Annotated in this window: 12 protein-coding genes; 8 read left to right on the top strand and 4 right to left on the bottom strand. The window is 75.4% G+C overall.

Features of this window, described 5'->3' with window-relative positions; genetic code table 11:
- The first annotated feature begins 63 nt into the window (after positions 1-63).
- Positions 64-1,278 (top strand): SPFH domain-containing protein, encoded by a 1,215-nt coding sequence (locus ACI8AB_RS07550; protein ID WP_456949599.1) that lies wholly within the window; start codon positions 64-66, stop codon positions 1,276-1,278.
- 39 nt (positions 1,279-1,317) lie between these two features.
- Here the strand turns inward: ACI8AB_RS07550 and ACI8AB_RS07555 are convergent, their stop codons facing one another.
- Entirely contained in the window at positions 1,318-2,241 is a 924-nt protein-coding gene (locus ACI8AB_RS07555) for an RNA polymerase sigma factor SigF (protein ID WP_456949600.1), read from the bottom strand.
- Positions 2,242-2,303: 62 nt separating this feature from the next.
- Positions 2,304-2,801 (bottom strand): ATP-binding protein, encoded by a 498-nt coding sequence (locus tag ACI8AB_RS07560; protein WP_456949601.1) that lies wholly within the window; start codon positions 2,799-2,801, stop codon positions 2,304-2,306.
- 248 nt (positions 2,802-3,049) lie between these two features.
- Between ACI8AB_RS07560 and ACI8AB_RS07565 the strand changes: the two genes are divergently transcribed.
- Both ACI8AB_RS07565 and ACI8AB_RS07570 read left to right on the top strand, forming a co-directional pair.
- The gene (locus ACI8AB_RS07565) at positions 3,050-4,909 is read left to right on the top strand and encodes a SpoIIE family protein phosphatase (RefSeq protein ID WP_456949602.1); all 1,860 of its coding nucleotides are present in this window, start codon (positions 3,050-3,052) and stop codon (positions 4,907-4,909) included.
- A gap of 55 nt (positions 4,910-4,964) precedes the next feature.
- Positions 4,965-5,975, top strand: coding sequence for a DNA topoisomerase IB (locus ACI8AB_RS07570; protein WP_456949603.1), 1,011 nt, complete (start codon positions 4,965-4,967; stop codon positions 5,973-5,975).
- Between the two features lie 64 nt (positions 5,976-6,039).
- On the opposite strand, the gene ACI8AB_RS07575 is transcribed toward ACI8AB_RS07570, so the two are convergent.
- Together ACI8AB_RS07575 and ACI8AB_RS07580 are read right to left on the bottom strand one after the other, a co-directional pair.
- Positions 6,040-6,438 (bottom strand): STAS domain-containing protein, encoded by a 399-nt coding sequence (locus tag ACI8AB_RS07575; RefSeq protein ID WP_387989785.1) that lies wholly within the window; start codon positions 6,436-6,438, stop codon positions 6,040-6,042.
- Between the two features lie 261 nt (positions 6,439-6,699).
- The gene (locus tag ACI8AB_RS07580; RefSeq protein WP_456949604.1) at positions 6,700-7,215 is read right to left on the bottom strand and encodes a hypothetical protein; all 516 of its coding nucleotides are present in this window, start codon (positions 7,213-7,215) and stop codon (positions 6,700-6,702) included.
- Positions 7,216-7,370: 155 nt separating this feature from the next.
- Here ACI8AB_RS07580 and ACI8AB_RS07585 point away from each other — a divergent pair, with 155 nt between their 5' ends.
- The 5 genes from ACI8AB_RS07585 (at position 7,371) to purU (ending at position 11,958) form a co-directional block, all read left to right on the top strand.
- Complete coding sequence (locus tag ACI8AB_RS07585) at positions 7,371-7,985, top strand: DUF1360 domain-containing protein (protein WP_387989791.1); 615 nt, start codon at positions 7,371-7,373, stop codon at positions 7,983-7,985.
- A gap of 131 nt (positions 7,986-8,116) precedes the next feature.
- A complete protein-coding gene (gene ku, locus ACI8AB_RS07590; protein ID WP_456949605.1) occupies positions 8,117-9,103 on the top strand; it encodes a non-homologous end joining protein Ku in 987 nt (328 codons plus the stop codon).
- A 9-nt stretch (positions 9,104-9,112) separates the two neighbouring features.
- Positions 9,113-10,096, top strand: coding sequence for a non-homologous end-joining DNA ligase (ligD, locus tag ACI8AB_RS07595; protein ID WP_456949606.1), 984 nt, complete (start codon positions 9,113-9,115; stop codon positions 10,094-10,096).
- Positions 10,097-10,106: 10 nt separating this feature from the next.
- Positions 10,107-11,027: a non-homologous end-joining DNA ligase gene (ligD, locus tag ACI8AB_RS07600; protein ID WP_456949607.1), complete on the top strand. Its 921-nt coding sequence runs from the start codon at positions 10,107-10,109 to the stop codon at positions 11,025-11,027.
- Between the two features lie 46 nt (positions 11,028-11,073).
- A complete protein-coding gene (gene purU, locus ACI8AB_RS07605) occupies positions 11,074-11,958 on the top strand; it encodes a formyltetrahydrofolate deformylase (protein WP_456949608.1) in 885 nt (294 codons plus the stop codon).
- Positions 11,959-12,003: the final 45 nt, after the last annotated feature.

Here is a 12,003-nt window from a genome sequence, read left to right on the forward strand (position 1 = left end):
CGGTGACCCCGGGTGCCACCCGGGAGGATGATCACAGCGGGACCCGACCCGAGGAGCGCCGCCGTGACCCCTGCCCTGATCGCACTGCTCGTCGTCGCCCTGCTGGTGGTGTTCGTCGTCGCGAGGAGCGTGACGATCGTCCCGCAGGCCCAGGCCAAGGTGGTGGAGCGGCTCGGTCGTTACAGCCGCACGCTCTCCCCGGGCCTGTCGCTGCTCGTGCCCTTCGTCGACCGGGTGCGCGCGACGGTCGACCTGCGCGAGCAGGTCGTCTCGTTCCCGCCGCAGCCGGTGATCACCGCCGACAACCTGCAGGTCGGCATCGACACCGTCGTCTACTTCCAGGTCACCGACCCGCGGCTGGCGGTGTACGGCATCGCCAACTACATCACCGGCATGGAGCAGCTCACCACGACGACGCTGCGCAACGTCGTCGGCGGGCTGAACCTCGAGCAGTCCCTGACCGGCCGCGACGGCATCAACAGCCAGCTGCGCGAGGTCCTCGACGGCACCACCGGCCCGTGGGGGCTGCGGGTGGCGCGGGTGGAGATCAAGGCGATCGACCCGCCGCCGTCGATCCGCGACTCCATGGAGAAGCAGCTGCGCGCCGACCGCGACAAGCGGGCGATCATCCTGCAGGCCGAGGGCGCCCGGCAGTCGGCGATCACCACCGCCGAGGGGCAGAAGGCCGCCGCGATCCTGTCGGCCGAGGGGAGGAAGCAGGCCGCGATCCTCGAGGCGGAGGCGGAGCGGCAGAGCCGCATCCTGCGGGCCGAGGGCGACCGGGCGGCGCTGTACCTGCAGGCGCAGGGGCAGGCCAAGTCGATCGAGACGGTGTTCCGGGCGATCCACGAGGGCCGGCCCGACCAGGGGGTGCTGGCCTACCAGTACCTGCAGACGCTGCCGCGGATCGCGCAGGGCGACGCGAACAAGATGTGGATCGTCCCCAGCGAGTTCAGCCGCGCGCTGGAGGGCCTGGCGAAGCTCGGCGGCGCCGACGGCGACGGCCGGTCGTTCCTGGACGTCCCGCCGCCGGCCGACGGAGCTCCCGCCGGCGGCGCCACCGGCGACGGGGGCGGCATCGACACCACCGGCTGGTTCGAGTCGAAGCTGCCGCCGGCCGCCGAGCAGCCCGAGGCCAGGATCGAGCTCCACAGCATCGCCGACGCCGGACCGGCCCTGGCGGCCCCGGAGCTGCCGCCCACGACGTCGCTCGCGCGGGCGGCCGAGGAGGACGTCGCCCACGGCGGGACCCCCGACGGCGGGCGGCCGCAGGGCTGACCCGGCGACGGGGACGGCCTCCCTGCGGGGAGGCCGTCCCTAGTCCTTGAGCAGGCCCTCGCGGAGCTTGGCCAGGGTCTGGCTCAGCAGCCGGGACACGTGCATCTGGGAGATGCCGATGTCGGCGGCGATCTGCGACTGGGTCATGTTCCCGAAGAACCGCAGGATGAGGATGCGGCGCTCGCGGGCCGGGATGGTGGCCAGCAGCGGCTGCAGCGACTCGCGGTACTCCACGCCCTCCAGCGCCGCGTCCTCCTCGCCGAGGGTGGCCGCGAGCGTGGGGGAGTCGTCCTCGCCGGAGAGCCGCTCGTCGAGCGAGCTGCTGCGGTAGGCGTTGGCCACCGCGAGGCCCTCGAGGACCTCCTCGCGCGGGATGCCCAGGTGCTCGGCCAGCTCCGACGGCGTCGGCGCGCGGCCGTTCTTCTGCGCCAGCTCGCCGACGGCGGAGTTCAGCGACAGGTGGAGTTCCTGCAGCCGCCGCGGCACCCGCACCGACCAGCCCTGGTCGCGGAAGTGCCGCTTGATCTCCCCGGTGATGGTGGGGACGGCGAAGGAGAGGAACTCCACCCCGCGGGTCGGGTCGAACCGGTCGATCGCCGCGATCAGGCCCAGCGTGCCGACCTGCAGCAGGTCGTCGAACGGCTCGCCGCGGTTGCTGAACCGGCGGGCGAAGTGCCGGACGAGGGGCAGGTGCTCCTCGACCAGGACCTCGCGCAGCCGTTCCCGCCGCGGGTCGTCCTTCTCCAGGGTGGCCAGCTCGGCGAACAGCGGCGCGGTGCGCTCGGCGCGGCGCCGGTTGTCCGAGACGGGCGCGCCGTCGCCCTCGCGGGCGCCGGCGGTCCGGCCGGTGACGGGCCCGGCGTCGTCCTCGGTGTCCTCGCCGGCGGTGTCCTCGCTGTCGCTGTCGGTGCCGGTGCCGGTGCCCTCGGCCTCGGCGTCCTCGGCCGGGTCCGGGGCGGTCACCGACGGATCGTCGTGCAGGGCGTCCTCCTCGACGGGGGCCCGGGGACCGGCGGTCGCCGGCGTCACGGGGCCACCGAGTCGTCGCTGCCCGCGGAGCCGACCAGCTGCGCCGGCCGCTGCCCGGGGAGGTACTTGTCCATGGAGATGACCGCCACCGGGCCCTCACCGCCGTCGCCGGCCGGCACCTCCCGCTGGGAGGCGGGCCGGCCCTCGACGTTGTCGGCCAGCGTCTGCAGCACCGCCCAGCCGAAGCCGTCGCGGGGGACGTCGGTCCCCTCGGCGGTGGGCACCCACGCGTCGATGTGCAGCCCGGCCCGGGTGGTCTCGAAGACGACCGTCAGGGGCGCGTCGCCGAGCGCGATCGCCGCGAGCGTCGCGCACGCCTCGTCCACCGCCAGCCGCAGGTCCTCGACCGAGTCCAGGTCGTAGTCCATGCGGATGGCCAGGTCACCGGCCATCGCCCGCACCGCGGGCAGCTGGCCCGGCGTGGTCGGCACGCGCAGCTCCAGCCGTTCCGCGCGCCGCCTGTCCTGGGCGAGGGCACCCCTCGAGTCCACCATCCGTCGTCCGCTCCTCATCAGTACGTCCGGCCGCGGCCGGTCTGCTCGGCAGGTGTCCGGGGCCGCGGCGCCCGGTCCCATCCTGCCCCGCCGCGGGTCCGCGGTGCGCGCGGGGCGGGGGCGGGGGGCGACTGGGCCGTGTCCCAGCAGGACCGTCTACCCGTCCCCGGCGCGTCGGCAAACAACGTGTGCCCACGGCGTCGCGCGCGGTTGCCGGTGCACCGGCCCTGTGGTCTGTTGGTCCCCGGATGAGCACCAGCCAGGGCAGTCTCCCGCCGGGGCCCCGTCCCGCCGAGGACGTGGGCCCGGCCGCGCTGGTGGCCGCGCTGGAGGACGCGCCCTCGGCGCTGTGGTTCGTCGCCGGCCCCGGCCCGCGGACCCTCTGGGCCAACGCCCGCGCCCGCACGCTCGGGCCCACCCCGCACGACCTGCCCGTCGTGGGGGACCGCCCGGTGGCCGACGTCGTCGCCGACGTCCTGCGCACCGGCCGGCCGGTCACCCTCTCCGGTGTCCTGGCCGGTGACGGACCGGAGGTCACCGTGGCCGTGCGGCCGCTGGCCGCCGGCGCCGACCCGGCCGCGGTCCTGGTCCTCGAGAGCACCGCCGAGGACGAGGAGCCCGGCAGTCCCCGGGGCGGGCCGTCCGGGGACGTCGTGGAGGAGGTGCAGCACTCGCTGCTGCCGCCGTCCCTGCCGCTGCTGCCCGACGTGCGGCTGTCGGGCAGCTACCACCCGGCCAGCTCCGGGCGCGTCGCCGGCGGCGACTGGTACGACGCCGTGTCGCTGGGCCACGGCCGGCTGGCGCTGGTCATCGGCGACGCCGTCGGCTCGGGGGTGCCGGCCGCGTCCGCGATGAGCCGGCTGCGCGGGGCGATGCGCTCCAGCGCGCTGCGCGACCCCGCCCCCGCCGCGGTGCTCGCCGCCCTCGACGACTTCGCCGCCCAGATGGACGACGTCCAGGGCGCCTCGGTGTTCTACGCCGTCCTCGACGCGGCCACCGGCGCGCTGACCTACGCCGCCGCCGGGCACCCGCCGCCGCTGCTGGTGGAGGCCGACGGGCGCGCGACCCGGCTGCCGGTCGAGGCGCGGCCGCCGCTGGGCACGGTGCGCGGCGCGGCGACGCCGGTCGCCTCGGCCCGGCTCGAGCGGGGCGCCACCCTGGTCCTCTACTCCGACGGCGCGGTCGCCGCCGCCGGCCCACCGCCCACCGCGGGGCTGGACCGGCTCACCGCGGTCGCCCGGGCGGCGCTGGCCGATCCCGAGACCCTCGACGGCGAGGCCGCGGCCGGGCTGGCCGCCACCATCGCCGCCGGGATGCTCACCGGAGGCGGCCGCCCCGACGACGTCGCCGTGCTCGTGGCGCACCGCCGCGCGCGGTCGGTCGAGGCGCTGCGGCTGGACCTGCTGGCGGTGCCCGCGGCGCTGCCCGCCGTGCGGCGGCGGCTGAGCGCGTGGCTGACCGCGCTGGGCATGGGCGAGCAGGACCGGGTGGGCGTCGTGGTCGCGGTGGGGGAGGCCTGCGCCAACGCGGCCGAACACGCCTACCGCGACGCCGAGCCCGGGCCGATGCAGGTCACCGCCGCGGTCGACGTCGACGGCGTGCTCACCGTGACCGTGCACGACGAGGGCACCTGGCGCCCGCCGGACCGCGACCCCGGCGACCGCGGCCGCGGGCTGCTGATCATGCGCCAGCTGGTCGACGGGATGGTCGTGCGCGGCGAGCACGGCACGACGGTCACGCTGCGCACGCGGCTGCGGCAGACGCCCGACCAGGAGCCCGAGCACCCGGTGGGCGGCAGCGGCGCGACCGTCGTCGTCGACCGGGAGGGCGCCGACCCGGTCGTGCGCGCCGCCGGCGACGTCGACCTGGTCAGCGCCGAGCAGCTGCGCATCCGGCTGCTCGAGGCCAGCCACGGCGGTACCGTCCGGGTGGAGCTGGACCTCACCGCCGTCACGCTGTTCAGCAGCGCGGCGGTGCGGGTGGTGCTCGCCGTCGCGGCGATCGCCGAGGCCGAGGGGTGGCGGCTGGTGGTGCACGCGCCCGACGGCGGCGTCACCCGGCACATCCTCGAGGTGAGCGGACTGCAGCGGCTGGTCGAGCTGCGCTGACCCCGGCCGGGGCACGGTCCGTTTACGGGACCGGCCTGGTGCGCATCCACTGCGCGTGAGACTCCGGCGCAGCGACGTGCACGGGCGCGGCTGGACCCGCCGCCGGGCCGGTCGCGGCTTCTCCTACCGTGACGAGAACGGGCAGCTGATCAAGGACGCGGAGCGCCTGGACCGGATCCGGTCGATCGCGATCCCGCCGGCCTGGAAGGACGTGTGGATCTGCCCGTGGCCCAACGGGCACATCCAGGCCACCGGGCTCGACGCGGCCGGCCGCCGCCAGTACCGCTACCACGACGCCTGGCGGGCGCGGCGGGACGCGGAGAAGCACGAGCGGGTGCTGGCCATCGCCTCCGAGCTGCCCGAGGTCCGTGACCGGGTGGCCGACGCGCTGCGCACCCGCGGGCCCAGCCGGGAGCGGGTGCTCGCCTGCGCGCTGCGGCTGCTGGACCTCGGGACCTTCCGCATCGGCAGCGAGGAGTACGCCGAGGAGAACGGCACCTACGGCCTGGCCACGCTGCGCCGCGAGCACGTGACCGTGCGCGGGGAGCGGACGTTCTTCCGGTACACCGCGAAGGGGGGCATCGAGCGGGAGGTGGAGATCACCGACCGGCCGACGGCGACCGTCGTCCGGTCGCTGCTCGAGCGGCCCGACGACGCCGGCGAGGAGCTGCTGGCCTACCGGCTCGACGACGGCACCTGGCACGACGTGACCAGCGCCGACATCAACGCCTACCTCAAGGAGGTCAGCGGTGCGGAGATCACCGCCAAGGACTTCCGGACGTGGAACGCCACGGTGATGATGGCCGCCGCGCTGGCCGAGCAGCCGCCGCCGAAGAACAGGACGGCGCGGAACCGGACGATCCGCGAGGCCTACGTGCGGGTCTCCGAGCACCTCGGCAACACCCCGGCGGTGTGCAAGGCCAGCTACGTGGACCCGCGGGTGGTGGACCGGTACGAGAACGGGGAGACGGTGGCCGACGCGCTGGCCGACCTGGCCGGCGCCGACGACGACCGCGAGGCGCAGAAGGTGCTCGAGCAGGCGGTGTGCCGCCTGCTGTCGGCGTAGTCGGCCCGGGAAAGCCGACGAGGCCCCGCCGGAGCGGGGCCTCGTGGCAGGTGGTGCGGAGGGGTCAGCGGGCGCTGCTGTCCACGATGGTGAACAGGTCGATCAGGCCGGTGACCTCCAGCGGGCGGGTGACCGCCCGGGTGGTGGCGACCAGGCGCAGCTCGACGTCCCGGGACTTCGCCGACTTCTGGGTCTCGACGAGCACGGCCAGGCCGGCGGAGCCCAGGAACTGGACCCCCGACAGGTCGATGACCAGTTCGCGGGGCTGCTGCTCGAGCTGGGTGTCCAGCGAGGAGCGCAGCACCGGGGCGGTGAAGGTGTCGACCTCGCCGACGACCGTCACCGTGACCGCGCCGTCCTCGCTGGTGGAGGTCGAGAGCGTGATCACGTCGTCGAAGGGTGCCTCCGTGCCCTCGGTCGACACGTCGTGCTGCCCCCCGGCGGGCAGGTCGGATGCGGTCACGGACGCAGCTCCTCTCAGTGGCCACGCCGAGCGGTGCGGCCACCGGTCAATCTACCGCCGGGCGCCTCAGGGGTGTCGTCACCCCCGGGCAGGCCGGCGTTGCAGTGGACACGCCGGAGGCGGTCCGCCGCCGGCGCGCGCGGCTGCCTGCTCAACCGCATTTACAACGTAGACAACCCGGTGGCCGTCCGCCAACCAGCCCGGGCGAGCGCGTGGTGGTGCTCACCCGGGCCGGTGACGCAACGGTGCTGGAGAGTGGCGTCAGGTGTTCTCGACGACGTGGACCGCCGCCTCCTCGGGCCCCTCGCCGCCGACCACCGGATCGAGCGCGGCCTCGACGTCGTCGGCGGTGCGGTTGGTCCCGGAGTCGCTGTCCGGGGTGGTGTCGTAGTCCTGGTCGAGCTGCCCGATGCCGCGGCCCGGGTCCTCGGCGGGGCGCACGCCGGGGTCGTCGTCGGGGATCTCCTCCTCCAGGCGCGCGGTCAGCGACTCGCCCTCCTGCTGCTCGCGCGCCGTCGTCCCGAAACCGACCGGCTCGTCCTCCCGGTCGCCCGGCTCGGGGGCGAACTGCGGGTCCTCGGAGAGCTGCACGGTGGGGAAGTCGTCCTGCGAGACGTCCGGCACGCCGTTGTCCTCGGGGAAGACGTCGCGGGCGGTCTGCCCCTGGGAGCCCGGCGCGCCGCCCTCGCGCACACCGGTCAGACCCCGCTCGTCGTCGGGGAACTCGGCGTCGTTCTGCGCGGAGTGGACCGCCCCGCGGTCGTCCGGCTCGGTCATCGAGGGTTCCTCTCTCTCGGGCCGCCGGACGGTGCTCCCGGCGGCGGACTGCCCTGCCGCCTACCCGCCTCCCCGGAAGCCATGCGGGCGGGCGCGGACCGTGACGGGAGGCGCACCGCGGCATGGCGCACCGGCCGCACGGGTAGCGGGGCGGCATGGCGATCGCAGACGAGGTGCAGCGGATCGGAGCGCCGATCCGCCGCTGGGCGCGGACCCAGGGGCGCGAGTACACGCAGGGCGAGCCCCGCCCGCTCGCCGGCGACCTCGGGGCGATGGGCGTGTACCTGGGGCTGGTCTCGGCCGGCGCGGCGGCGGTGCGGGCGTCCGGGAGGGAACTGCCCGACCGGATCCCGCCGGGGGACGCCGTGCTCCTCGCGGTGGCGACATTCCGGCTGGCCCGCCGGATCGCCAAGGACCCCGTCACCGCCCCGCTGCGCGCACCCTTCACGGCGTTCCAGGGACCGTCCGGGCACGCGGAGGTGGCGGAGGAGGTCCGTGAGCACGGTGGGGTCAAGCACGCCGTCGGCGAGCTGCTGACCTGCCCGTTCTGCCTGGCCCAGTGGGTGGCCACGGGGCTGGTGTTCGGCTACGCGGCAGCGCCGCGGGCGACCCGGCTGGCCGCGTTCACCATGACGCTGGTGGCGGGCAGCGACGTCCTGCAGTTCGTCTACGACGCCATCCAGAACGGCGCGCTCGAGCCGTCGCCACGGGAGGCGGCGGGCGTGGATGCTGACACCGACGCCGATCCCACAGGCCGGCACGCCGAGTAGAGCCGAGGAGGACGCCCGCTTCCCCCGGGCGGAGGAGATCACCAGCGATCGCGCTGCTGGGGGCGCCGGCCCGCACCTATCCTGCGGGCCGCGCCGCCCCGCGGTCGCGGAGCCCGGGGAAGGGGAGTGACATGCGCTCGATCTGGCGCGGCGCGGTCTCGTTCGGCCTGGTCAGCATCGGGGTGAAGCTCTACACCGCGACCGAGGACAGGGACGTCCGCTTCCACCAGGTGCACGCCGTCGACGGCGGGCGGGTCAAGTACAAGCGGATCTGCTCGATCGACGGCGAGGAGGTCGAGTACGGCGACATCGCCAAGGGCTACGAGCTGCCCGACGGCCAGCTGGTGGTCCTGACCGACGACGACCTCGCCGAGCTGCCGCTGGCCACCCGGCGGGAGATCGAGGTCCTGCAGTTCGTCGACCAGGCGGAGATCGACCCGATCCAGTTCGAGAAGACCTACTACCTCGAGCCCGACGGCCCGGCCACCCGCCCCTACGTGCTGCTGCGCGACGCGCTGGAGAACACCGGCCGGGTCGCGATCACCAAGATCGCGCTGCGGCAGCGGGAGTCGCTGGCGGCCATGCGGGTCCGCGACGGCGTCCTGGTGCTGCACACCATGCGCTGGCCCGACGAGATCCGCCGTCCCGACTTCGGCTTCCTCGACGAGGACGTCTCGGTCCGGCCGCAGGAGCTGCAGATGGCCGAGGCGCTGATCACCTCGATGACCGGCGACTTCGACCCCGCCGAGTTCACCGACGACTACCGCGAGGCGATGACCGCCCTGCTGGAGGCCAAGCAGACCGGCGGCGACGTGCAGCCGGTGCCCGAGACCGCCGACCCCGGCGCGGCCGTCGTCGACCTGATGAGCGCGCTGCGGCGCAGCGTCGAACGCGCCCGCGGCGGCGCCGCCGACGACGAGGCGCCCGCGGAGGCGCCACCGGCGCGCAAGCCCGCGAAGAGGACCGCGGCGAAGAAGGTGGCGGCGAAGGAGGTGGCGGCGAGGAAGGCGCCGGCGGAGGAGGCGGCCGAGGAGGCCCCGGCCCGCACGACCCGCGCGCGCAAGGTCACGGCCGCCAAGAAGGAGCCGGCCAAGCGCACGTCCCGCCGCAGCGCCTGAGCCGCGCGGATGGTCCGTCCCGCCCTACCCGAGCCGCCGGTGCCGGCGCCGATGCTCGCCGTCGCCGGCGAGCTGCCGGCCGACGACGCCGCGTGGGGCTACGAGTTCAAGTGGGACGGCGTCCGGGCGCTCGCGGCGGTCCGCGACGGCCGGGTGGACCTGTGGGCGCGCAGCGGCACCCTCCTGACCGACCGTTATCCCGAACTCAGCCGACTGCCGGACGCCCTCGCCGGTGTCGACGCCGTCCTGGACGGCGAGGTGGTGGCCCTCGACCGGCTGGGCCGCCCGGACTTCGGGCTGCTGCAGAACCGCATGCACCGCACCGGCGGCCCGGAGGTCGCCCGGCTCGCGGCCGCGGCGCCGGTCACCTACCTGGTCTTCGACCTGCTGGCCGAGCGCGGCCGCAGCCTGCTCGGGCTGCCCTACGCGCGGCGGCGGGAGCGCCTGGACGCGCTCGCCCCGCAGGGGCACCGCTGGGCGGCGACCCCGTGGTTCCGCGGCGGCGGCGCCGACGTGCACGCGGCCAGCCGGGACAACGGGCTGGAGGGCGTGGTCGCCAAGCGGCTGGACTCGCCGTACCGGCCGGGCGCGCGCTCGCCGGAGTGGCGCAAGGTCAAGCACGTCCGCACGCAGAGCGTCGTCGTCGGCGGGTGGCGGCCGGGCAGGGGACGGCGGGCCGGGGGAGTGGGGTCGCTGCTGGTCGGCGTCCACGACGACGACGGCCGGCTGGTCTACGCCGGGCACGTCGGCACCGGGTTCACCGACGCGGTGCTGCGCGAGCTCGGCGGGCTGCTCACCCCGCGCCGGACCCCGCCCTTCGCCGGCGCGGTCCCGCGCGACGTGGCCCGCGACGCGCGGTGGGCGGAGCCGGAGCTGGTCGGCGAGGTGGCCTTCGCCGCGTGGACCGCGGACGGCCGGATGCGCCACCCTGCGTGGCGGGGGCTGCGCGAGGACCTCGACGTCGACGACGTCGTCGTGGAGTGGTCCCCCTGAGGGGAGCCTGATGGACCGCCAGCGGGTGCGGGTGGAGGGCCGGCAGCTGTCGGTGTCCAACCTCGACAAGGTGCTCTTCCCCGAGGTCTCGTTCACCAAGGCCGCGGTGATCGACTACTACGTGCGGATCGCGCCGGTGCTGCTGCCGCACCTGTCCGGCCGGCCGGTCACGTTCACCCGCTGGCCCGACGGCGTCGAGGGGCAGGCGTTCTACGAGAAGAACAGCGCCCGGCACGCGCCGGACTGGGTGCGGAAGGTGACCGTGCCGAGCCCCGGCAGCTCGCGGGACCGCGAGGTGCTGGAGATGGTGGTCCTGGAGACCGTCGCCGACCTCGCCTGGGCGGCGAATCTGGCCGCGCTGGAGCTGCACGTGCCGCAGTGGCAGGTGGGCAGCAAGCTGCAGCCGACGCTGCCGGACCTGCTCGTGCTGGACCTCGACCCCGGCACGGACGCCGGCATCCGCGAGTGCTGCGACGTCGCCGAGCGGCTGCGGGTGCGGCTGGTCGACGACGGGCTGGACCCGGTGGTCAAGACGTCGGGGTCGAAGGGGGTGCAGGTCTACGCGCCGATCCGGGTGACCGACCGCGAGCACCCGTCCCGCTACGCCAAGGCGCTGGCCCAGGAGCTGTCGGCCGAGACGCCCGACCGCGTCGTCTGGCGGATGGAGAAGGTGCTGCGGCCGGGCAAGGTGCTCGTCGACTGGAGCCAGAACAACCCCGCCAAGACGACGGTCGCCCCGTACTCGATGCGCGCCCGCCCCGACGCCCCGGTGTCCACGCCGATCGGGTGGGACGAGGTGGACGCCGTCCGCGACGGCGCCGACCCCGCCGAGCTGCGCTTCCGCACCGAGGAGGTGCTCGCCCGGGTGGAGGAGTACGGCGACCTGTTCGACGTCGCCGCCCGCACCCGCGCCCGCCTGCCCGCCGTCTGACCCCCGCCGGGCGGCGGAGGCCGGCGTCCCTGCCACCATGCCGACCGTGTCCGCTGCCCCGATCGCGCACGACCCCGCCACCGCCGACGTCGGGCGGCTGGTCGTCCGCTGCCCGGACCGGCCGGGGATCGTCGCGGTGCTGTCCCGGCTGCTGGCCGACGTCGGCGCGAACATCACCGAGTCGCAGCAGCACTCCTCGGACCCGACCGGCGGGGTGTTCACCCTGCGGCTGGAGTTCGTGCTGCCCGGGCTGGCCAGCCGCCGCCGCCAGCTGGAGGGCGCGCTGGAGCTGCTCGCCGCGCAGTGGCAGCTGACCTGGCGGCTGTCCGAGGCCGCGCGCCGGCCGCGGCTGGCGGTGTTCGTGTCGAGGACCGACCACGTGCTGCAGGAGCTGCTCTACCGGGTCCGCGCCGGGGACCTGCGCGCCGACATCACCGCCGTCGTCTCCAACCACCCCGACCTCGAGCCGGTGGCCGCGGCGGCCGGGGTGCCCTTCCACCACGTGCCGGTCACGCCGGCGACCAAGGCCGAGGCCGAGGCGCGGGCGCTGGAGCTGGTCGGCGACGTCGACCTGGTGGTGCTCGCCCGCTACATGCAGATCGTCTCGGCGGACTTCTGCAGCCGCTTCCCCGAGCGGCTGATCAACATCCACCACAGCTTCCTGCCGGCCTTCGTCGGGGCGAACCCGTACCAGGCGGCGCACGACCGCGGCGTGAAGCTGATCGGCGCGACGGCGCACTACGTCACCCCGGAGCTCGACGCCGGCCCGATCATCGAGCAGGAGGTGGCCCGGGTCGACCACCGCGCCACCGTCGAGGACATGCGCCGCATCGGCCGGTACGTGGAGCGCCAGGTGCTCGCCCAGGCGGTGACCTGGCACGTGGAGGAGCGCGTCGTCGTCGAGGGCGACCGCACCATCGTCTTCGCCTGAGGCGTGTGTTCCTCCCCACCCGGGTACCGGTGGACCGGCGGGGAG

The sequence above is a fragment of the Geodermatophilus sp. SYSU D00698 genome (genome assembly GCF_054050335.1).

Excerpts from the sequence above, each read along its gene's own strand:
- ACI8AB_RS07585 (WP_387989791.1), top strand. The coding sequence starts at position 7,371 with ATGGCGATCGCAGACGAGGTGCAGCGGATCGGAGCGCCGATCCGCCGC.
- ACI8AB_RS07560 (WP_456949601.1), bottom strand. The coding sequence starts at position 2,801 with ATGGTGGACTCGAGGGGTGCCCTCGCCCAGGACAGGCGGCGCGCGGAA.
- ligD (WP_456949606.1), top strand. The coding sequence starts at position 9,113 with ATGGTCCGTCCCGCCCTACCCGAGCCGCCGGTGCCGGCGCCGATGCTC.
- ACI8AB_RS07580 (WP_456949604.1), bottom strand. The coding sequence starts at position 7,215 with ATGACCGAGCCGGACGACCGCGGGGCGGTCCACTCCGCGCAGAACGAC.
- ligD (WP_456949607.1), top strand. The coding sequence starts at position 10,107 with ATGGACCGCCAGCGGGTGCGGGTGGAGGGCCGGCAGCTGTCGGTGTCC.
- ku (WP_456949605.1), top strand. The coding sequence starts at position 8,117 with ATGCGCTCGATCTGGCGCGGCGCGGTCTCGTTCGGCCTGGTCAGCATC.
- ACI8AB_RS07565 (WP_456949602.1), top strand. The coding sequence starts at position 3,050 with ATGAGCACCAGCCAGGGCAGTCTCCCGCCGGGGCCCCGTCCCGCCGAG.